Here is a 23,367-nt window from a genome sequence, read left to right as displayed (position 1 = left end):
TAATTACACACTTTGCGGGATAGTGTCTTAATTATCAAACTATATGCTAAACTTATCTAAGGTTACTTTGTCCTTTTGTTTATAAAGCTTAATTAACTTCACTGTTTTGGTCTCATTGACTAGTCCATAGTTTCTATAAATAGTATACTTCATAAACGTAGGGTTGAGTTGGGATACTTCGCCATAAGATTGCACATTAATAATCCATTCTCCCGACATTGATTCATCCACCATAAATTCTTTAGAGGTAATCCCATGTTTCACCTCTTCAAGAAGTAACTCTTTGTTTTTTTCAAAACTATGAGTCCACTTCTCATATTTCTTTTGGGGATTTACGAATTGAAATTCAAACTCAGCCTGTGGGTCATTCCAATCAAAAACAATACGAACGGGCATCCCCTTAACGTTTAGGAATTCAATAGGAATTTCTTCTTTTGGCAAGTAACTGCGATAATGATTGGTCAAATGTCTTAATTCTGACTCTACTTGCTTACGCACTTCTGCAAAGCCAATCTTATTGTTTTGATTCTGTAGTATCGTCTTATACAAATCAAATGCTTTTTGGTATTCCTTCGTATCTTTATAAATTCTAGCTAAATCCAAATATGATTGCGCATAATTTGGTCTTATGTCAAATATGTTTTCATAAACAACTCTTGCTTTATCTATTTCACCTTTTTCTTCTAGGATAAATGCTAGTGTACGCAATGCTCCATAATTAGTACCTGCTATTTCTGATAGATTAGAAATCACTTGTTTAGAAAAATCCTTATCCCAAATCTCAAAGTACTCTGACGAATACACATAAAAAGGCACTTCATACATATGATTTTTTTGAAGATCATAGTAGGTTTCTAAAGCCTCATTATAGGTAATACTATTTGTTAATTTATTAAGGTATTCGGGTTTATTTAGATATGAACTTATCAAATAATTAGATTCGTTATAGTCATTTCCTTTAATCAAAAGAGTGTCTTTTAATTTATTAGCACTCTCTAGAGAAGCTGCCAATTTAGTTTCGATTATAAAGGTGCCATTTCTTGCTGGTGTACCATACCTTATACTTCCTGCAATACCAGGGATAAGTGTTATACTGTGTATTTGGGGAGGTGTCAAATCCGGCATTCTACTTTGTACAACACCATCAACAACCCACAAAACACCATTTCTTAATGAAATTGAGCTTGAACCTCGCACTCTTATTGTTGCTCCTCCATTTTCTAAAATTGACTGAGCTCCTGGAAATCGACCCCGAATCAAATCGAATAAAGTTTGAGCTGCAGTAGGGAAATCATCACTAACCCTAGTATACGTAGCGTAACCCAACTTACTCCTATCAACTTTTTTATTGCCCAAATTTACTTTCTCCTCAGGTATTCTATTTTTCTTTTGATTTACTGCCACTTCCTTTAGCTCTTCATATTTTGATCCAAGTTGTACTACTATTTCTTTTGAAGTAGTAAGAGTTACTTCTTTATTTTTCATACTAAAATGCTGAAATGTCAATACTTCATTCTTATCAGCCTTAATAGAAAAATCACCATGTGCATCGGTTACTGTTTCAATCAGTGTTCCTTTTACAGATACTTTACAGCCTTGAACAGGTATTGTATCCGAAAATACTTTTCCCGATACTAATTCTTTTCTCAAATCATTACTGTATGTAATAGTATCTTCTAACTCATAGTTGATTCTAGTAAGTGCCTTATCGACAGATATTTTTGATAGATCTAAATATTGTCCTTCGCTTGCAGTACTACTTTCTTGTAGGGATGCATTATCAGCTTTTTCGATACTATTAATATAAAAAACAGGAGTTCCGTAGACGAATTGATGATCACCATAGGTGGCAAAGCCATCGGTAAAAACAAAATATTGGTCTGGTTTATCAGTTTCTAGAAACAATTTAGAAAAATCACTACCACCATTATACTTTAGGGTGGTAAGCATATCAATTAGTGCAGTACAATCACCATTAGTGACTGCAAAGCTTTTTCTTTTGCCCAAATCATCAGAAAACGTAACTACATCAACAGTTGTATGCTTAATTTTTGACAAATATTCTTTTAAAAAGGTAAATTCCTTTTCTAGATCCCGAGCTTGCATAGAAAGTGAAGTATCCCAATACAATACTATTTGTTCAGGTTTTTTAAGTGCTTCTAGCGGATTTAGAGATACAGGATAAGAAGTCTCTAGTTTAAAAGCGATACCCGCATCTTTATGTTCTTTCCAAGCATCTTGACTAATACGTTTTATAAACGATCGTCCTCCTTTACCCACACTTACAGCAAATTGAATATCATCACCATAAACTCTCACCAGTTCTAGACTAACCACAAAATCGCTATCAATTCTTATATTGTAAGGAGATAAATCAATTATTTCTTCTCCTTTTTTTCTAAATATAGTATGATAGATATTACCTTTTACAATATTTTCTTTAGGTTTTTTACCTTTTTTATTATAAATATTAACTCTTACTAATATGCTATCTGCAGTATTCTCGACGATATTAAACTTTAAATTATGTAGTTTTGTTCGCTCTTTTTTTACTTTAATAAGAGTGGATATTTCTCCTCCAAGCGCCTCTTTATCTTTCCAATACGCCAATAAATTGGGGTCATATAATGTGTATCCGATCGAGCCTTTTTCCATTTTCTCATCATCTCTAGGATCGAGAACCTTACTATTAGTAAAGGGTAACTTTTTTAAAAATATTTTATTATTATCTTTTAACTTGTCTAAGAGTTGCGACTGACTCAATTTTAATGACTCATAGCCATTACTGGATAGCTTAAATAGATCTTTGTCATTAATTTTATCTTCATCATATTGAAGATAGAACCTTCCTGTTCTGTTGGTAACCGTCCCTATTCCTTTATTAATAAATCCAACATTGACATAAGGAATAGGCTTTTTACTGTCCTGATCAATAACAAAAGCATGCATCGTAATTTTATATTGCCCAAAGGCTCCCATGAATTGTAATAAGAAAGCGAGAAGAAGTAGTTTCATTTTATTCATAACCCAAGTATTTAATGATTTGTATGTGATGTAAATAACCACATCAATTATTTTGCCAAAATCAGTACTATGAATACTAATAATTTGTTAATTAAAATTCATTTTATTGTTAGGAGAAGGTTGTTTAAGTTTTTGATTATCATTTTTTTGTTTTAAAATGGTCGTGTGAGATTAAGGGATTTTATATAAAGTAATTTGATTAATTACAAAGAAAAACGTAGAGTTATTAAAAATCAAGAAAGCGATTACGGATATCAATTAGAGGCATGACAATATACTGGTATTACCTTGTTAATACAGTTAGATAGTTTCAACTGTATTAATTTATCCCTGAATTCAGTTATTATATGGTGTGGCAAAAGTGTTGTTTTTTCTACGAAAATCCTTTGGACGTAATTTTTAGGTTAAAATTCACACCTTCTTATAAAGTATACCGAATTAGGTGCTTTTATGGAATGCAACATTTTAAAATTTAAAATTTTTTAAATAATACTGTTTTTGAATATGAAATTCATAAAAAAAGAAGAATTAATAAAGATATATTTATAAGTGTCTCCTTTAATTTCTGGGACTCCAAGAAAATAATAGGGAATTACCTCATTTAGGAGGCAAAAACTGGTAATTTATATATGTATTTTCTTACCCGAAAACAGGGTTTTGATTTTTACCTGAAAACCGTGACAGGTGTTATTTTAATAAGCTTCACTTTTGATCTATTCTAAAAATAGAAAGTTGTATGTAAAAAATTAAGCAGTGTATCTTTAATAAACCTATACATGGTTTTTATGCCACAAATACATGCACCATAATGTATATTTTGTTTTGTAAATGGAGTAGATCATTACGTAGCAAGAATAGAGAATATAAGTTATTTTAATATACTGTTATTTAGGGGAGGTAATCAAACAAGTGATATGATGACCAGTTCTATAGGGGAATTTAGGACTATGAATAATTTCTTCAAAAAACGATGAGTAAATAGAATTATAGGTACCACTTATTTAGAATAAAATTTATAACAAACTAAAATAGTACACTATAAAGTATTACACTATGAACAAATCTTTTTACCTGAATATCAAATTATCCATTTTTGTATTAGCAGGAATTTTTATTTCCTGTGAAAATGAAATTGAGGAACAGTATGCCGAAGTAGCACAAGAAATGGACACAGAAATGGCATATCCCCATCAAAAAGGGAAATTCGAAAGAATTTCTTTTTATGGATCAGAAGTAATCGCCGAAAATATTAATGATACGTACATTTTAGAAGGAGATATTGTTATTGCTCCAAATCAAATTCAAGTTTCAAAAGAAGAAATAAAAAGTAATGGTCGCATAAATCTATTATGGCCAAACAATATTGTCTTTTTTGAAATTGATAGTAACTTAGATAATCAAGAAAGAATCACCGATGCAATTGCACATTGGGAGGTTAATACCCATATTAGGTTTGTTCAAAGAACAAATCAGGTGGATTATGTTAGGTTTCAATCGGGTAGCGGATGTTCTTCAAATCTTGGTCGTATAGGAGGAGAACAAATCATAACAATTGGTGACGTATGCACAACCGGTAATACCATTCATGAAATTGGTCATGCTGTTGGGTTACTTCATGAACAAGGAAGAGAAGATAGAGATCAGTTTATAACAGTCAATTTTGATAATATGGATCTAGAGTCTCAACCATATTTCGAAACATGGAGACAACGAGGGTTTGTAGCTACGGATCTCACACCATTTGATTTGGGGAGTATTATGATGTATGCATCTTACGCATTTAGTAATAACGGGGAGCCAACAATAACAAGAAACGATGGTAGTGTCTATACAACCAATCGTGAGGTGTTATCTGCTAATGATATTGCAGGTGTCGATGTGTTATATCCTGCCGATAATGCTTCTGTCTGGTGGTTTAGTGAAACAGAAGGAGCTCCCGTTTTTTATCTAGAAGGTGATATCATTTATGAAATGACAGGAGGTAATATTGATTATGAATTTGAAATTGTATATCCAATATTTTCAAAGGTTATAATCGCTCGTGAGCCAGGACGAAATCTTCTTATGGCATTTCCTAAAACAGATTCTGGAGATTATAATCCTATATTTTGGTATGATGATACGAATTCAAAATGGAATACTTGGTTAGAGTATACCTACGTAGAAAATTAAAAAATCAAAACTTAGTTTTTATTGGTAAAATTAATTACAATAATTGCCAGTATACATTTGGGTTTCATTGGGGTATTTTCAAAGTATGCATGGTAACAATAACAAATGCTGGTAACCTCACCAGCATTTGTTTATTCTATTAAAAAAGTTTGTATGTTAGATGTTTTATTGCGTACACTTATATCGTCTAAAGAAAAATACACGGATTGCTAATTTTTGTAAACAGGCAATCAAATTTTCATCCTAGCTTCTGCACCAACGCTCATGTCGGTAAAATCTTTATTTAGATATTTTAGGTACCCCACAATAGCAATCATTGCTGCATTGTCAGTAGTATATTCGAATTTTGGAATAAATGTCTTCCACCCATATTTCTGTTCTCCTTCCTTTAAGGCTTTTCTGATTCCTGAGTTGGCAGATACTCCACCACCAATTGCAATACGCTTAATTCCTGTTTGCTTCGATGCTTTTTTGAGCTTATCCATCAGAATATTGATAATAGTATATTGCAAAGAGGCACAGATGTCGTATAAGTTTTCGGTAATAAAATCAGGATTTTCCTTAACCTGTTTTTGAACAAAATAGAGTACAGAAGTTTTAAGACCACTAAAACTAAAATTGAGTTCGTCTACCTTGGGTTTCGGAAAAGGAAACGCCTTTGGGTTCCCTAATTGTGCATATTTATCTACGAGAGGTCCACCGGGGTAGGGCAATCCAAATATTTTGGCGCTTTTATCAAAAGCCTCACCAACAGCATCATCAATCGTTTCGCCAATGACCTGCATATCAAAATGATCATTTACTTGCACAATCTGAGTATGCCCACCACTAATAGTCATTGCCAAAAAAGGAAATTCGGGAATATCAAAATCCTCTTCCTCAATAAAATGGGCCAAAATATGACCTTGCATATGATTCACTTCGATAAGAGGTATATCTAACGCTAGTGCCATTGACTTGGCAAAGGAAGTGCCAACAAGTAAAGATCCCATCAGTCCGGGTCCGCGTGTAAACGCAATAGCATGAAGATCTTCTTTCTTAATATTGGCTTGTTTAATTGCTTGATCAATTACCGGAATAATGTTTTGCTGATGTGCTCTAGAGGCAAGCTCTGGCACTACACCTCCATATTGTTCATGAACTTTTTGTGAAGCCACAACATTAGATAATATTTTTTGATTGCATAAAATCGCTGCAGAGGTATCATCACAAGAAGATTCAATCCCAAGAATGTATATTTTTTGTGGATTCATTATGAGGAAAAAGGCATAGAAATTGTTAATATTGTCTACAAAGTTAAAAACAATAATTGTACTTACAGTTTATTAAGAGAAATTCAGGGATTTATTCTATGTAATTAGTTACATAATTTACCTTTTTAAAAGAAATAATGAAACGTTTTTTTTAGTTCAATTGTTTTGTTTTCAGTTAGTAAGGAAGAGGGAGTTAAAAATCATAAGTAAGAATAAAAGTATCAAAAGAATTAGAAAAATATTGTTGAGAACATTTTTTGTTCTGTTATCACTATTTGTGTTTTTCGTGATCCTATTTTCTATACCCGCCGTTCAGACTCATTTTGGAAAAAAAATTACCACATACCTTCAAGAGGAATATGATGTAGATATAATTGTAAAGCGTTTAGGTATAACATATGCGGGTAATATACGTCTTAATGAAGTTTTTATAAAAGACCATCATCAGGATACACTCTTGTATGCAGGTCAAATAAAGACATCTATACTTAGCATGCGAGAAGTTTCTTTAGGAAAACCAATTTTAGGAAATGTTGCCATAGAGGATCTCATTTTTAATATGAAAATATACAAAGATGAGCAAAGTGATAATTTAATGACATTTGTCCGAAAATTTGATTCAGGAAAACCTCCTTCCGGAAAAAGGTTTGTTCTTACAACAGAGAATATACAGATTACGAATGGCGCTTACAGGTTTACAAACGAAAACCTAAACAACCCCAAAGCCGTTGATTATTATAATATTAACCTTGATGCAGAGAGTTTATTGGTTGATGGACCTGATGTCTATCTCGATATCAATGGATTAGGATATACAGATGCAAGAGGACTTGTGGTATCAAAATTACAGACATGTTTTACTATTACTCCTAAGTCTATGAATTTTCAGGAACTACGAATCACCACCAAAGAATCTAGTATACAAGGAGAAGTGTTAATGTCTTATGAGGTCGATGGCTTGAGTGATTTTGAAAATAAAGTAAAGATTAATGCTAACTTTGATGCTGCTACCATTTCGACGAATGATCTTATTCCTTTTTATAAAGAATTTGGAGATAATCGAATACTAAAATTAAAAAATACGACTGTTCTAGGGGTTCTCAATGATTTTGAAGTGATAAATTCGAATATTACGGGCTTAGGTAATTCTGTAATAAGAGGAGATATGCGATTACAAAATGCAGTGGGTAATACTTCTAAATTTATGCTTGATGGAGATTTTGAAAACATAACAAGTACTTATCAAGATTTAGTAGGCTTATTGCCAAATATATTAGGAAATTCTCTACCCAAGCTATTAGATCAGTTAGGAAATGTAAGAGGAGACGGAAATGTAATTGTTACCCAAAAAGCTGTCGATCTAGATATGAATTTGTACACCCAATTGGGTAAATTCAATGCTTTTGTACTATTAGAAGGATTAGATGACCCCGAAAAAGCTACCTATAATGGGTCCATTATATCAAACAATTTTAATGTGGGTGAATTATGGAAACAAAAATCAGTAGGGAGAGCCGCCTTTGATATTCATGTAGATGGCAGTGGTTTTACTTTAGAAAGTTTAAACACAAAAATTGAAGGAGATATAGGTAGACTAGAATTTAACGGATATTCGTATACTAGTTTACGTGCATTAGGGAACCTCAAAGAAGGTGTTTTTGATGGAACCCTTACCTCAGATGACCCTAATGTTAGATTTAGTTTTAATGGAGTTGCAGATATATCTGAGCAAATACATAATTATGACTTTGTAGCAAATGTTGATCACATCGATTTAAAAGCACTTAATATTTTTACACGGGACAGTACCTCAGTTTTTAATGGAGATGTATATATGAAAATGCATGGTACTGGTATAAATGATGTTTCAGGTACCATTTCTTTCGAAAAAACACTTTATACCAACCAGAATGCAGGGTATTATTTTGAAGATTTTGATATCATCTCTAGTTTTGATGAGAATAATGTTCGAACCATAAAAATTAATAGCCCAGATATTGTTGAAGGAAATATTCGCGGTGTATTTCGGTTCGAAAATGTATACGATTTATTCAGGAATTCTATAGGAAGTCTATACGCCAATTTTGAAGCAACCGAAATTACCGATAATGAGTTTATGGAGTTTAACTTTAAAATCTATAACAAAATTGTAGATGTTTTTTTTCCAGAAGTTCAGTTTGCACCTAATACAAGTATCAAAGGAAAGGTAGAAAGTAATGAATCTGATTTTAAGCTCACTTTTAAATCTCCATCAATAAAGGCTTTTGATAATGTTATGCAAGAAGTCGATGTTCAAGTTGATAATAAAAACCCTTTATTCAATACGTACATCGCTATTGATAGTATAAGTTCAAAATTTTATAAAGCATCAGATTTTAGTTTAATTAATGTAACACTCAAGGACACCTTGTTTATGCACTCAGAATTTAAAGGAGGCAAACATAATCAGGATACCTTTAATCTAGAGTTTTATCATACCATTAATGAAGAGAATAATTCGGTGGTGGGATTTAGGAAATCTGATTTTACTTACAAAGGATATACTTGGTACGCTAATAAAGAAAAGAGTAAGTCTGATAATAAAATTATTTTTGATAAGAATTTTAAAAAAATAGATATACAATCTATTGTTCTTAATTATGAAAATGAAAAGATTAAAGTTAATGGCGTAACCGATGGTACAGATTATAAAAACCTAACAGCAACTTTTGAAGATGTTGATCTTAATAAAATAACGCCGAGAATCGATAGTCTTAATTTTGGAGGAAGAGTAGACGGAGAAGTATATATACTTCAGGAAAATGGAATTTATTTGCCAAGTACGACCATCGTGGTTCAGGATTTAGACATTAATAAAACTCCTTTAGGAGAACTCAGACTCAATTTAGCAGGGAATGGAGATCTTACCGAATATAAAATAAATACGAGACTGATAAATAAAGAGAAGCAAAAAACATTAGCTGCTCTAGGAAAAATTAGTGTTGTTAAAGAGAATCCATTTATTGATGTCGACCTTGAGTTCAATGAGTTTAATGTTTCAGAATTTAGTGCATTAGGTACTACGGTATTAACCAATATAAGAGGGTTTGTTTCGGGAAATGCAAAAATTTCTGGGAGCTATAAAGCCCCTTCGATAGATGGAGTACTAAACTTAAAAGAAGCAGGACTTACGGTACCCTATCTCAATGTAGATTTGGATTTGGATAATACATCCAGAGTAATTTTAGAAAAACAACGTTTTATTTTTGATAACATTCCTTTCGTAGACACAAAGTATAGTACAATAGGAAGTCTAGGAGGATATATAGCGCATCGTAACTTTTCGAATTGGGAACTTGGTATCGAGATATCCGCACAAGATAAGTTATTGGTTCTGGATACAGAAGAAGATGAAGAGTCCTTATATTATGGTACAGGATTTATTAGCGGTGAGGCTGCCATTCGCGGTCCTATTGATGAATTAGTAATTGATGTTAATGCAACTACCGAAGAGGGAACAATTTTTAAGATCCCGTTAAATGAATCAGAAGCAATAGGAGATAATTCTTACATTCATTTTTTGAGCCCAGACGAAAAACGTGCTCGTTTAGAAGGTAAAGAAATTATACTCGAAGATATTAGAGGGCTAGAACTTAACTTTGATCTTGATGTAAATAACAATGCAGAAGTAGAGGTAGTTATAGATAAGGATACAGGAAGTTCTTTGAAAGGTCGAGGAGCGGGAACGCTATTGATAGAAATTAATACCAATGGTAAATTTAATATGTGGGGAGATTTTGTGGCGTATGAAGGTACATATAACTTTAGGTATGGAGCATTCGTAGAGAAATTATTTACAGTAAGGGATGGAGGGACTATTAACTGGGATGGAAGTCCAACGAGAGCTGTACTGGATCTAAGTGCCGTCTATAAAACAGAAGCAAACCCAGCTATTTTACTAGAAAGCTCATCGATAAACCGTAAAATCCCAATAGAAGTAGTTGTAGACCTTAAGGGAGAACTTATTCAGCCTAATGTGAACTTTAATATAGAATTCCCTAATTTAAGTTCTGTTGTAAAAAGTGAATTAGATTATAAGTTGAGTGATGAATCTAATAAAGAAATACAAGCTCTTTCATTAGTGTCTTCTGGTCAATTTTATAATGGTACTTTAGATGCAAATGCAATTACAGGAGGCTTAGTAGCAGAAAGGGCTTCGAGTCTTTTTAATGGTATTTTTTCTGATGAAGATGATAAGTTTCAAGTAGGGTTGAATTATGTTCAAGGAACAAGTACATTAGATGAAGAAGATGCAGATGAGTTTGGATTAACACTTTCTACACAAATTAGTAATAGAATTTTGATTAATGGTCGAGTAGGAGTTCCGATTGGTGGGGTTGCCGAATCAAGTGTGGTAGGAGATGTTGAGGTAGAATATCTTTTTAATGAAGATGGCTCCCTTAGAGGAACCATATTTAATAGAGAAGATGATATCCAATTTATAGGTTCAACGAATCAGGGGTATGAGCAGGGAGTAGGACTTTCGTATTCCGTAGATTTTGATAACTTTAAAGAATTATGGAAAAAAATTTTTAAAAGTAGAGTTCAAGATTCTATAATTAAACCAGTAGATTCGACGAACATTGAAACACCTAGTTTTATTAACTTTACCGAAAAAAACAAGTAAAACAATAATAATACCCTAAGCGTTTAGATTTTTTTGGGATTAGGAATTCTTGAGTTTCATTTAATGTTTTTTGAGAATGGAAAAAAAGAAAAGTCTTTAGAACTCAATAGATGAAACACATTTAAAAACACGGGGTAGTTAATAAATGACCAACTAAAAATAACTATGGCAAAAGAAATTAGAACCATTGGTGTAATGACCTCAGGAGGTGATGCTCCGGGTATGAATGCTGCAATACGCGCTGTAGCTCGTGCATGTGCATATTATAACGTAAAATGTATAGGTTTTTATAGAGGGTATCAGGGAATGATTGAAGGAGACTATTGCGAAATGAATGCAAGAAGTGTACGTAATATCATTAGTCGTGGAGGTACCATTTTGAAGTCAGCTAGATCACAAGAGTTTCGAGATGTAGAAGGTAGAAAGAAAGCAGCAAATAATCTCAAAAAAATAGGGGTAGATGCCATGATACTTATAGGAGGAGATGGAACCTTTAGAGGAGGCGAAATTTTTAGTAAAGAATATGATATTCCTGTCATAGGAGTGCCAGGGACAATAGATAACGATATTGCGGGGACAAATTTTACGATAGGTTATGATACAGCTCTAAATACGGTGATTGATGCAATTGATAAAATAAGAGATACCGCCAGTTCACATGATCGATTGTTTTTTGTTGAGGTAATGGGAAGAGATGCAGGTTTTATTGCTCTTAATACTGGAGTAGGAGCAGGAGCAGAGGAAATTCTAATACCCGAAGAAGATTTAGGACTGGATCGATTATTAGAATCGTTAAAAAGAAGTAAGCGTTCGGGTAAGAGTTCAAGTATTGTAGTTGTAAGCGAAGGAGATAAAATAGGGAAAAATGTATATGAATTAGCAGATTATATATCAGAGAACCTTCCTGATTATGAAGCAAAGGTAACAGTACTTGGGCATATGCAACGAGGTGGTTCACCAACTTGTTTCGACAGAACATTGGCAAGTAGGTTTTGTGTAAAAGCAGTAGAACTACTTCTTGATGGACAACAAAATGTAATGGTAGGAATTATAAACAACAAGATTACCGCTACAAGTTTTGAAGAAGGTCTAAAAGAAGGATATGGTATCAATAAAGAACTTTTACGTATTTCTGATATTCTTTCGACATAATTACTCCCTTAAACATTTAAATAATAATTTCAAAAATTAGATATCACGCATGACTATAGCTATAATTGCACATGACGGAAAGAAAGCAGAAATGGTACAGTTTCTCAATGAATATCAAGAAATACTACATTCAAAAAATATAAAGCTTATTTCGACAGGAACCACAGGAGAGAAGGCAAAAAGAGCAGGATTTGAAGTAGAGGCTTTGCTTTCGGGACCATTAGGAGGAGATGCACAAATTGCTGCCAGTGTAGCCGAAAAAAAAGTGGATATGGTTATTTTTTTTAGAGATCCTTTGGCAAAGCATCCACATGAACCAGATATTTTTATGTTAATGAGGTTATGCGATGTATATGACGTGCCTCTGGCAACCAATCCGGCAACTGCTCAATTATTGCTCAAGGCATTATAGTGTGTAGAATACAGAATTCTGGTATGCAATCTATATTTCATGTGTCTGTAGTGTTAATCTATATGATGCTATGGGAGTGACTAGTTACAATAATGATTTCAATAATTATTGTACCACATCTTGGTTAGAATACTTCTAAAAATATAGTAACTTTAAGAATTCTTAATGTTCAGTGATAAACTACTCCAAATTGAATACTATTTTTAGAATATTTCTTTTATTATTAGAGTCGAATACATAAGTTTTTTGGTCGAATGGCTGTTTAAACTTGTTATGAAACCTCAATAAAAGAAAAACAAACTTTTAAGGTACTATGAGTTATAAATATGATGTTTTTTTTAGTTACAAACGAAACCAACTAACAGAAACATGGCATAATAAATTAGTAGAACAATTAGAGTTTTGGCTTAACATGGAGATACAGGATAGAAATGTCTCTATTTTCTATGATAAAGAGTCAATAGAGATTGGTGATGAGTGGAAATCAAAAATTGGGGATGCAATTAGACACTCTAGATGTATTGTGGCTATATTGTCACCTGATTATTTTAAGTCAACTTGGTGTTATGCTGAAATATTATCTTTTCTAAAACGTCAGGAAATTATTGAGGATTCTACAGGTTTAGTCTTGGGGGCAAGATTTCATGATGGCCATAGTTTTCCTGAAAAAGTAAAAGCGATTCAGCAAGAGGATTTTAGTGATTATGCATCGGTAAGCGATTCTTTTTGGGATACAAGAAAAGCAGCAGAATTTGGAGATAGAATTAAAGAGTTTGCACGCGTAATAGCGCATCAAATAAAAAATGCTCCAGAGTTTCAACAAGATTTTCCGATCGTAATTCCAGAAGAAAAAGAGTTGTTGTCTACAAAAATAACAAAATTGGTATGAAAGGGAATAAGCAGGGAAAGGTATATACATTTTATTCGTACAAAGGAGGTGTAGGTAGATCAATGGCATTAGCAAATGTATCTGCACTGTTATCTAAATGGGGAAAAAAAGTATTGGTTGTCGATTGGGATTTAGAAGCTCCTGGCTTACATCAATACTTTGAGAAAGAGTACATCTCTTCAAAAGAAGAGGTAGGTACTCAAAAAGGAATATTGGACATGCTACTTTCGTTCAATACCAAAGAAAGTGTCGACTGGCGAAAAGAACTAGTTACTTATGACTTGGGAGAAAGTAGCGTAGATTTGTTAAGTGCAGGTAAACAAGATGATGCTTATACTACCAAATTACAATCGCTTGATTGGCAAGAATTGATAAATACAAATACAATATATGATTACCTAAATGCTATTCGTGAGGAATGGATACATGATTATGATTATGTACTTGTAGATAGTAGAACAGGAGTTACAGATATAGGAGATATCTGTACTGTTTTATTTCCTGATGTTTTAGTCATGCTTTTTGTATCGAACTATCAAAATATTGATGGGATTAAACGTATAATAAAAAGAGTAACTCCAGCCCATAACAACTTACCTGTAAATAGGAGCAAGCTTTTGATTTTACCAATTCCTAGTAGAACAGAGCCATATACAGAGTACGATTTAAATAGAAAATGGCAAAAAATATTTATATCAGAATTTGAAGAACAATATTACGATTGGATTCCCAAAAATGCAGAACCTAACGATATACTTAATAAAATATTTATTCCTTATATATCTAAATGGAGTTTTGGAGAAGCCATGCCTGTATTAGAAGATGATGATGAGATAGAAACTCCGACCTCAATGGGTAATGCATACTCTAGAATAGCCAATTTAATTTACAACAACCTTAACTGGAATAAAACGATAAATAACTCAGAAGAAACGCTTAGCAGAGATTTTAAGTTTATAGAGAAACAGAAGATCCTTTTACAAGAACAAAAAAAGACAACAAGAAGATCTTATATTAGTATTGTTGCGGCGGTTTTATCCGTAATTACCATTGTAATTTCTCTGTATTTGATTAATCAAAATAACAATCAAATAAGTTTAAGAAATCTAGAAGTATCTGCAAGTGACACTTTGTATGTTACTGAGTCTGTAAGTACTTATGGAGAGGTCTATCTAGATAGTCAATCTTATATAAAAATAGCTGATAGCCTCCAAAATGCAGAAATTGTTATCGAAAAATTAACCATTAACGGAGAGGCTACCTTGTTAGGAAATGGAAGTGACGGTACTTCTGGAAAAAGCGGAAGAAAAGGAAGTAGTGGTAAATCAGGACGAGATGGGTTGAATGGCGAAAATGGTTCTTTCGGAGAGTCAGGAGAAAATGGAAAAAACGTAATTCTAATTGCTAAGAAAATAAGTTGGAAGAAAACCGATACATTTTTCGTTAATATTAGTGGTGGTAATGGTGGTAATGGCGGCAATGGTGGTAATGGTGGAGACGGAGGTCCAGCTGATTGCTCAGGAAGTTACCCTAACAGTAATATCAAGGGTAAGCTTAGTACAACAAGCTATGAGAAAGAAGGAGTCGGAGGAGATGGTGGCAATGGAGGTAACGGTGGTGTAGGAGGTAATGGAGGTGGTATCGGTAGATTCGAATTGGTTGGGGATTCTGATTTCCTTCAAAATATTGTTGTAAAGGAAGACTATGGTAAAGGCGGTAAAGGTGGTGATTTTGGATATGGCGGCAAAGGTGGTAGTGGTAAGGATTGTTTTGGAACCTCAAAAAGAAGCGTGAAAAAAAATGGTGTAAACGGAAAAAATGGAATCAACGGCAGAAATGGGTTTGACTATAGTGAACTGCAACAAAAAATAGATAGTATCCAAAGCCAAGTGCAAGTAGAACAGGAATGATGTATTTCTTGATGCAGTCTAATTAGAAGATTTTTTCTGTCATCAAGTGCCAAAATAAGTAGATTAAGCCTATAATGCTCGAAATTGTTTTAAGTTTTTGATATAATTTCTGAAATGAAACATGAGGTTGCAGTAGGTTGTTTTTTTGTGTTAAGCTTATAAATATATCCATTTGTATAAGTTATAAAGCCATTCACTGAAAATCTGATTTTCAAAAGTTTTTTTTACCTAGTTTAGAACTTTGAATTGAATGTGATTTTTAATGCGGTTGGGCATTAAAAGTTAATGTTTTGTGTAGCATTTTTTCTAATAGTTACTAGTCATTTGTCTAGAGGTTCGTAGCTTCTTAATACTGTTTCTATTAGGAAATAAAACCTTATCTCTAGATTTTTTTGTGTATAAGTTCGTAATATGTAATACGATCAAAAACGGTTTCATAAGTATGCATCGAGAAGTTCTATTTAGATAAGGTTTTTTCTTTTAGTATTTTTGATTTCGCTGTCTATTTTATATTGTAATTATAATTATAATAGAAAGTTTCATAATCAGGTAGTTTTAGTAAAGAATTGTCTTAAAGAAGTGTTTTAATATATTATATGCTGTATTGGTAAGCATAGATATTAGCATATGTTACTCATATATAATGTTAGTCTTTAAAATAGGTATATAGAAGATGTAACTAACTTCATGAGTCTTTTATACTCATGAGTCGGAATAATTTTTTTAGTGAAATTTTTATTAGAAAAGTATTTAGAAAATAACTTGATTCGTTTTATCTTATTTTACTGCAATAACAGAAATTTCAACATTTACAAATTTTGGTAAAGCTGCTACTGCCACCGTTTCTCTTGCAGGTGCAGTGCTTTCATCAAAATAATTACCATATACTTCATTTACCTCTGCAAAATTGTTCATGTCGCTAAGAAAAATAGTTGTTTTGATTACGTTTTCGAAGGTCATGTCTACTTTATCAAGTATCGCTTTAAGATTTAGCATTACTTGATTGGTCTCCGTTTTTATAGTATCCAGAATTAGCACTCCGGTTTTCGGATGTATAGCAATCTGACCAGAAGTATATAACGTATTTCCTGTCATAATGGCTTGGTTATATGGTCCAATTGGAGCCGGAGCATTATCGGTAGTTATTATTTTTTTCATGATATATAAAATTGATGTTTTACTTTTAGTAACGAATAAAACTTACTACAGCGCTTACTTTACAGACTTTTATCGGCTTCTCGTCTTTTATCCCATTTGATATCACTCAACATTGAGGATTTGATCCCAATAAAGAAATTCCAGGAGGTTCTATCACTAAATGGAATCCAATTAAAGTTCATAACCCAACTTTCTAAATCTCTCTGAAATCTTAAATTTGTATAGGTAAAACCAGCATCTTTGAGATCATACCCAGAAGATACACCCACTGACCACTTGGGAGCAAGTTCTACATCTCCAGAAAACATAATAGAGTGCGATGATATCTCGTTTTGCCGGGCACTATTACTATAATTAACAGTATATGATAGTCGTAAGTTCCATGGGATCTTGTAATTATAATTTTTTATATCCTTTTCTTCACCACCTTCTTTACGCCTGTCATAGGATTGTCCTTCACCAAAGTCAGTTTCACCTCCGAAAAGATTATCAGGCCTTCCTTCGTTTCTGAAATTTTGATTCTCTAAAGGATCTTCGTTTTTGGCTCCCTTCTCAAAATCTGTACTCGAAAATGAATAGCCAAAATTAGTACTGGCACTTGTTAATCTAAAAAGACTCCCACCGTTATCAATATTCCAGACATCTATTTTGTTATTGTTATTATCAAGGGCATAGGGGTCTAGTCGAGCATTAAAATTAATATCTAATTTGTTAGTTATAATTGGGATATTACCAGATACAGAAATGGGGCTTAGCTTTAATGAATCACCAGCAATATTATAAGCAGTGCTAAAACTAAGGTTATTAAGTATTGTGACTTTTTTTGATTCGGTTGCTAGACTATCTTTACTTTTTACCTTCATCTCTAGATTGTTGCTTAGAGAAAATCCTATAGAACTAGAGAATACATTACTCGGAGCTCCCAATGCACCACCCGTAAACCTTGAGAATTCTACAGTTTCTTCTTCATCTACATCAGTAGTACTTAAATCATCAGGAATTACATAAGAGTCATAGTATTGACTAAATTTTGGATTGATGCTATAGCTAATAGAGGGGCGCATTGTATGGCGTATGGCTTCTATCTTTTTTCCTTTTTTGAAATTAAAGGTTCCGTAAATTGTGGTTCCGATACTGGTAGAAAAATTATACGTACGAAAAGAATCAAATCCTTTTATTGTGTCTCGTACAACTTCTCCGGCACCTTCATTAGCCGTTTCGTCGTAATCTTGATCAATGGTCTCAAAAACCCAGTTTTCCTGAAAGCTCGTTCCTGCACTAGCACTTAAATATTTGAAAAGTTTAAAATTCGTACTTATGGGGATCACATGTTTCATGCTTGTTTCTGCATCATCAAACATACCCGGAGCAAAAAGCTCTTCGTCTGTAGTTTGAACTGTGTTACTTCCAGTAAAATTATATTGCGTATTAATATTGTGGATAATTCCTTTTTTTACACCTATTTTCGGGGCAAAAGGAAAAATACGAGATACGCTGGTTGTTACCGTGGGTAAAGATAAATTTACAATACCAGTATTCGTGTTAGAATTATGTGTAGCGGCAATATTAAAATTCACCTGTGGGTCTCCCTGAAAAGTTTTTGAGTATGATACAGAAGAACTAAGTTGATTATTCAAAAAGTTACCTGTATTTAATTGATTGGTAGATTGCTGAAAGAAGTCACTACTACCAAAGTTTACCGAAGCCGAAAATCGTGAATTAGGGCTTGATTTTGCATCCTGACTATGGGACCATTGTATATTGTACGTTGTAGATTTTGTAAAGTCTGGAAACCCTCGTTCACTTTGTAAATTGTTTTCATATCTAAACCTTAGGTTTCCACGAAATTTATATCGTAATGCATAGGTAGATTGTACCGCAAAGGTGTAACTGCCATTTGTATAATAGTCTCCCTGAAGTGTTAGGTCAGCAAAATCATTCATCGCGAAATAATATCCACCGTTCTGTAAAAAATAACCACGATTATTTTCTTCTCCTGGGCTTGGCATTATAAAACCAGAACTTCTGTCTTCACTCAAAGGAAAAAATCCGAAAGGTAATGCAAGGATGGTAGGGACGTCGGCAATATACATATTGACAAGTCCTGTTACGATTTTCTTTTTAGGTACAAATTTTACTCTTCGGGCATAAAAATAGTATTCTGGATCATCTACATTTTCTGAAGTGGTGAACTTCACATTTTTCATAAATATTACAGAATCATTGACTCGTTTTGAGACTTCATTTTTGATTCTAAATCCATTCTGTTCTGTTCTCGAATTATAAATAAGAGCTTTCTCTGTGTCAAAATTAAAACGGATAGAATCAGGCTCTACAATATTTTGAGCCTGCTTAAAAATAGGTGTTTGTGTGTACTCTCCTAATGAATCTTTTATACCATATGCATAGACTTCGTTTTTATTATTATCAACTATAATATATCCAGCATTAAGTTGTACGTCTCCATAAATAACTTCAGCCTCATTGTATAAGTACATTTTGTTAGTTCTGCGACTCAATTGCATGTAATCCGTAGCTTTATACGTAACATTGTCTGTTAGAACTTCTTTTTTCGGAGGAATAGAGTCTATTTTAGTACTATCCTGATTTTTTTCATCCAATACTTTTTCAGATAGCGGAGTTAGTAGGTTTTTTAAGCCAGAAATCGTATCTGATTCTTCCTCTTGTATTAAATTTTCTGAACTGACTTTAGTGTCATTTTTAGTAGTAACCAGCGTATCTTGGTCTACAGGAATCTGTACCTCTTTAGATTTGTTTATTTCCTGCGCAGTGATTTGAAAAATGCAGAGCAGTGAAAAACTCAGTGAATAAAGTATATGACGTACCGTTGTTTGCAATGGTTTATATCCTATTTTTGTATAACTATGGCTCAGTTTTTGAAGTGCCAAAATTACATATATTTTTTATGCTTAGATTGTAATTAATAAAAAAATAAAAAATAATGTCAAAAGCGTATCTCTAAGACAAATAAAATAAAGAAGATACTGTTTTGTACTATTGGTTACAATCTTTAATTTTTTAACGTGCTATTTTAAATACTGAAATAAGGCAAAGATGTTTCAAGATTAGTTATAAATTTTATATAAATTAATAAATCAATATCATTTAAGTGTTTCTAGATATGTTATTTTTGCCGCATAAGACACTATATAGTGAGTAAAATTATAAAATCAAATATGAGGTATAATCGCGTACATATTACTTTTTTGATTGTTTTAAGTATAGGCATATCTGCGCTGACGAATTCAACCTTTTCTCAAGAAAAAGAAAAGTTTGTAGTTGTATTAGACGCGGGTCACGGCGGGCATGATCCGGGTAATAGAGGAAACGGATATAAAGAAAAAGAAATTGCATTAAATGTTGTTTTGGCAGTTGGGACAGTTCTTGAAAATGATGATCGTTTTGAGGTAGTGTATACACGAAAGAAAGATGAATTTATTGAGTTGCACGAGAGAGGAAGTATCGCTAATAAAGCAGGGGCAGATTTGTTTGTGTCTGTACATTGCAACTCACACCGATCTCAAGCATTTGGTACAGAGACTTTTGTTTTGGGATTGCATGCCAATGATGAAAATTTTAATGTTGCCAAAAATGAAAACTCGGTAATTCTTTTAGAGGATAATTACGAAGCCAATTATGATGGGTTTGATCCTAATTCGCCAGAATCTATAATTGGTTTGACCTTGATGCAAGAGGAGTATTTAGATCAAAGCCTCACACTAGCCAGTTTTGTGCAGAATAGTTTTACGAAAACATTAAACAGAAAAAGTAGAGGGGTTAAACAGGCAGGATTTGTTGTATTACATCAAACATACATGCCTAGTGTACTCATAGAGCTTGGTTTTCTAACAAATAATATAGAAGGAAAGTATTTGAATTCGAAAAAAGGACAAGCAAATATGGCGAAGGCTATTATAACTTCAATAATAAACTATAAAGAAAGCCTTGATGCAATATATAAAGTAACTATCCCAGAAAAGGTAGAAGTAGACGCAACAGAAATCCAAAGTAATAAGATAAATGAAGGTGATCAAGTGTATGAAGATGTAACTTTCAAAGTGCAAATAGGAGCAGGGGCTAGCGAACTAGAGTTATTGCCTTCTAATTTTAAAGGTTTAGATCAGCTTTCTAAATTGAAGATTGATGACTTGTATAAATACTATTATGGAAACACTTCTAATTATACTTTAATAAAGGAGTTAAGAGCAATTGCTATAGAAAAAGGATTTGACTCGTGTTTTGTTGTAGCCTTTAGAAATAACGAATTAATTCCTTTGATAGATGTACTTAAAACCCATACAACATCTAATTAATCTAAAGAAATACTGATAATTCCTTAAAAAATTGTAACTAGAAATGTATTTTTATTCTAAATTTGTCTCTTAAAATGTAATCTGTCTTGAAATTTACCAGAGAAGTTAAAACAGGGGTATTAGCAATTTGTGCAATCGCACTTCTTATTTTTGGATATAGTCTTCTGAAAGGAAAAAACCTCCTAGAAAATGATAGGACTTTTTATGCAATGTATAAAAATGTAGAAGGTTTAATCCCGTCTTCACCTGTTACCATAAATGGTTTGGTTGTAGGACAAGTGGTATCTATAAATTTTGCAGACCAAGAAGGTAATCTAATTGTTAAATTTAATGTAGATAATGACTTTTCTTTTTCTAAGAATAGTCAGGCAAAGGTATACGGAGGTGGATTAATAGGAGGTAAATCATTAGCAATTATGCCTATATACGAGCAAGGTCTTGAAGCAAAAGATGGAGATACGTTGCCCGGGAGAGTAGAAGCAGGATTGCTAGAGTTAGTAAATGACAGGTTAACTCCATTACAAGAAAAACTAGAAGCTGCGATTACAGATGCCGATACATTACTTAATTCTGTAAATGGTATTCTATCCGTTGATAATCAAAATAACCTAAATTCAATTTTTAAAGACTTAAGTGTAGGAGTTAAAAATTTTAGAACTACTTCAGAAAGATTGGATAAAATGCTAGCCGTAAATCAAGAAAAGTTGAATAGTACTTTTTCTAACGCTAACGAAATTTCTACAAAACTGAATAAAGTTTCAGATTCATTAGCGAATGTGAATATTGGTAAAATAGGTAAAGAATTAGAAACGGTACTTGCTAATTTTGAGAAAATATCTAAAGACCTAAATGCAGGGAAAGGAACAGCAGGTAAACTTCTAAAGGACGAGAAATTATATGATAACCTAAAAGATACAAGTAAGCAATTAGAACTGTTACTACAGGATTTACGACTTAATCCAAAAAGATATATTCATATTTCTGTTTTTGGAAAAAAGAATACTCCGTATGAAGAACCGACAGACCCTTTAAACTAAAATAATGATGCAATATATTCCTAATATTTTATTTATTATCGCTTTGGTAGCTGGTGTTGGATATTTTATAAAAAATATACGCAAGGTTATTCGAAATATTAGATTGGGTAAAGAACTTGATCGATCAGATAATAAGAAAGAAAGATTTAAGAATGTGGCAATGATTGCATTGGGGCAGTCAAAAATGGTACGCCGTCCCATCTCAGGGATATTGCATATTGTTGTTTATGTTGGTTTTCTAATAATTAATATAGAGGTTTTAGAGATAATTATAGATGGTATTTTCGGAACACATAGGATATTTGCATTTTTAGGAGGAGCATATGATTTTTTAATAGGCTCGTTCGAAATCCTGGCATTCTTAGTTTTTGTTGGGGTTGTTTTATTCTGGACCAGACGTAATTTGATTAAACTAAAACGTTTTTGGAACCCCGAAATGAAAGGATGGCCAAAAAATGATGGAAATATCATTTTGTATTTTGAAATGGTTCTGATGACACTTTTTTTAGTCATGAATGCATCAGATTTACAACTACAAGAACTAGGAGCGGATCATTATATAAAGGCAGGAGCATATCCTATTAGCCAGTTTATAGCTCCACTTTTTGATGGAATGTCTGAAACATCTCTGATGTTTATAGAAAGAGGGGCGTGGTGGTTGCATATATTAGGAATTTTGGTGTTTCTTAATTACTTATATTTTTCTAAGCATTTACATATTTTATTAGCTTTTCCTAATACATATTATGGTGATTTAAAGCCTAAGGGAGAGTTAGACAATCTAGAAGCAGTTACCAATGAAGTAAAATTAATGATGGATCCTACTGCAGATCCATTTGCTGCTCCTGCAGATGATCAAGCAGAAGGGGAGCCAGAGAAGTTTGGAGCATCAGATGTTACGGATCTTAATTGGGTGCAATTATTAAACTCTTATACATGTACAGAATGTGGTAGATGTACTAGCGAGTGTCCTGCAAATCAGACAGGTAAAAAGTTGTCTCCACGTAAAATTATGATGGATACTCGAGACCGTCTCAAAGAAGTGGGAGATAATATTGATAAGAATGGTAGCTTTGTAGATGATGGAAAACAATTATTAAACGATTATATAACGCCAGAAGAATTATGGGCCTGTACAAGTTGCAATGCTTGTGTAGAGGCATGTCCCGTTAGTATAAGTCCGCTATCTATAATTATAGATATGCGTCGTTATTTGGTGATGGAAGAAAGTGCAGCGCCATCAGATCTAAATAACATGATGTCTAACATCGAAAATAATGGAGCTCCATGGCCATTTAACCAGATGGACCGATTAAATTGGAGTAATGAATAAATTGTATTAAAGATTTTAACCAATTAA

General features: G+C 32.9%; 13 protein-coding genes. 9 read left to right on the top strand and 4 right to left on the bottom strand.

Annotation, left to right across the window (positions count from 1 at the left end; all coding sequences use genetic code 11):
* Positions 1-39: 39 nt before the first annotated feature.
* Positions 40-3,024, bottom strand: coding sequence for a carboxypeptidase-like regulatory domain-containing protein (locus DZ60_RS0108890; protein ID WP_081740446.1), 2,985 nt, complete (start codon positions 3,022-3,024; stop codon positions 40-42).
* A gap of 1,053 nt (positions 3,025-4,077) precedes the next feature.
* Here DZ60_RS0108890 and DZ60_RS22750 point away from each other — a divergent pair.
* Positions 4,078-5,196 (top strand): M12 family metallopeptidase, encoded by a 1,119-nt coding sequence (locus DZ60_RS22750; protein WP_025741739.1) that lies wholly within the window; start codon positions 4,078-4,080, stop codon positions 5,194-5,196.
* Between the two features lie 230 nt (positions 5,197-5,426).
* Here DZ60_RS22750 and tsaD read toward each other — a convergent pair whose 3' ends face one another.
* Positions 5,427-6,449 (bottom strand): tRNA (adenosine(37)-N6)-threonylcarbamoyltransferase complex transferase subunit TsaD, encoded by a 1,023-nt coding sequence (gene tsaD / locus DZ60_RS0108880; protein WP_025741738.1) that lies wholly within the window; start codon positions 6,447-6,449, stop codon positions 5,427-5,429.
* Between the two features lie 286 nt (positions 6,450-6,735).
* On the opposite strand from tsaD, the gene DZ60_RS0108875 reads away from it, so the two are divergent.
* The 5 genes from DZ60_RS0108875 (at position 6,736) to DZ60_RS24140 (ending at position 15,478) form a co-directional block, all read left to right on the top strand.
* Positions 6,736-11,115, top strand: coding sequence for a translocation/assembly module TamB domain-containing protein (locus DZ60_RS0108875; RefSeq protein WP_025741737.1), 4,380 nt, complete (start codon positions 6,736-6,738; stop codon positions 11,113-11,115).
* A gap of 165 nt (positions 11,116-11,280) precedes the next feature.
* A complete protein-coding gene (gene pfkA / locus DZ60_RS0108870) occupies positions 11,281-12,267 on the top strand; it encodes a 6-phosphofructokinase (protein ID WP_025741736.1) in 987 nt (328 codons plus the stop codon).
* Positions 12,268-12,316: 49 nt separating this feature from the next.
* Positions 12,317-12,679, top strand: coding sequence for a methylglyoxal synthase (locus DZ60_RS0108865; RefSeq protein WP_025741735.1), 363 nt, complete (start codon positions 12,317-12,319; stop codon positions 12,677-12,679).
* A 313-nt stretch (positions 12,680-12,992) separates the two neighbouring features.
* Positions 12,993-13,568 carry a toll/interleukin-1 receptor domain-containing protein gene (locus DZ60_RS0108860; protein WP_025741734.1) on the top strand — a complete coding sequence of 192 codons (576 nt, stop codon included), beginning with the start codon at positions 12,993-12,995 and terminating at the stop codon, positions 13,566-13,568.
* Positions 13,565-15,478, top strand: coding sequence for a tyrosine-protein kinase family protein (locus DZ60_RS24140; protein ID WP_025741733.1), 1,914 nt, complete (start codon positions 13,565-13,567; stop codon positions 15,476-15,478). Before DZ60_RS0108860 ends, DZ60_RS24140 begins: the two co-directional genes overlap by 4 nt.
* Before the next feature lie 777 nt (positions 15,479-16,255).
* Here the strand turns inward: DZ60_RS24140 and DZ60_RS0108850 are convergent.
* Together DZ60_RS0108850 and DZ60_RS0108845 are read right to left on the bottom strand one after the other, a co-directional pair.
* Complete coding sequence (locus DZ60_RS0108850; RefSeq protein ID WP_025741732.1) at positions 16,256-16,636, bottom strand: Rid family detoxifying hydrolase; 381 nt, start codon at positions 16,634-16,636, stop codon at positions 16,256-16,258.
* 59 nt (positions 16,637-16,695) lie between these two features.
* Positions 16,696-19,545 (bottom strand): putative LPS assembly protein LptD, encoded by a 2,850-nt coding sequence (locus DZ60_RS0108845; RefSeq protein WP_025741731.1) that lies wholly within the window; start codon positions 19,543-19,545, stop codon positions 16,696-16,698.
* 288 nt (positions 19,546-19,833) lie between these two features.
* Here DZ60_RS0108845 and DZ60_RS0108840 point away from each other — a divergent pair, with 288 nt between their 5' ends.
* From DZ60_RS0108840 to DZ60_RS0108830, 3 genes are all read left to right on the top strand, one after another.
* The gene (locus DZ60_RS0108840) at positions 19,834-20,970 is read left to right on the top strand and encodes an N-acetylmuramoyl-L-alanine amidase family protein (RefSeq protein WP_025741730.1); all 1,137 of its coding nucleotides are present in this window, start codon (positions 19,834-19,836) and stop codon (positions 20,968-20,970) included.
* Positions 20,971-21,056: 86 nt separating this feature from the next.
* Positions 21,057-22,007 (top strand): MlaD family protein, encoded by a 951-nt coding sequence (locus tag DZ60_RS0108835; protein ID WP_025741729.1) that lies wholly within the window; start codon positions 21,057-21,059, stop codon positions 22,005-22,007.
* Positions 22,008-22,014: 7 nt separating this feature from the next.
* Complete coding sequence (locus tag DZ60_RS0108830) at positions 22,015-23,340, top strand: (Fe-S)-binding protein (protein ID WP_025741728.1); 1,326 nt, start codon at positions 22,015-22,017, stop codon at positions 23,338-23,340.
* Positions 23,341-23,367: the final 27 nt, after the last annotated feature.

It is taken from the genome of Aquimarina pacifica (assembly GCF_000520955.1).
GTDB lineage: Bacteria > Bacteroidota > Bacteroidia > Flavobacteriales > Flavobacteriaceae > Aquimarina > Aquimarina pacifica.
This window is presented reverse-complemented; position numbering and strand designations above follow the sequence as displayed.

Coding starts and splice junctions, on each gene's coding strand:
- DZ60_RS0108860 (WP_025741734.1), top strand. CDS start 12,993: ATGAGTTATAAATATGATGTTTTTTTTAGTTACAAACGAAACCAACTA.
- DZ60_RS0108830 (WP_025741728.1), top strand. CDS start 22,015: ATGCAATATATTCCTAATATTTTATTTATTATCGCTTTGGTAGCTGGT.
- DZ60_RS24140 (WP_025741733.1), top strand. CDS start 13,565: ATGAAAGGGAATAAGCAGGGAAAGGTATATACATTTTATTCGTACAAA.
- DZ60_RS0108865 (WP_025741735.1), top strand. CDS start 12,317: ATGACTATAGCTATAATTGCACATGACGGAAAGAAAGCAGAAATGGTA.
- DZ60_RS0108890 (WP_081740446.1), bottom strand. CDS start 3,024: ATGAATAAAATGAAACTACTTCTTCTCGCTTTCTTATTACAATTCATG.
- pfkA (WP_025741736.1), top strand. CDS start 11,281: ATGGCAAAAGAAATTAGAACCATTGGTGTAATGACCTCAGGAGGTGAT.
- DZ60_RS22750 (WP_025741739.1), top strand. CDS start 4,078: ATGAACAAATCTTTTTACCTGAATATCAAATTATCCATTTTTGTATTA.
- tsaD (WP_025741738.1), bottom strand. CDS start 6,449: ATGAATCCACAAAAAATATACATTCTTGGGATTGAATCTTCTTGTGAT.
- DZ60_RS0108850 (WP_025741732.1), bottom strand. CDS start 16,636: ATGAAAAAAATAATAACTACCGATAATGCTCCGGCTCCAATTGGACCA.
- DZ60_RS0108840 (WP_025741730.1), top strand. CDS start 19,834: ATGAGGTATAATCGCGTACATATTACTTTTTTGATTGTTTTAAGTATA.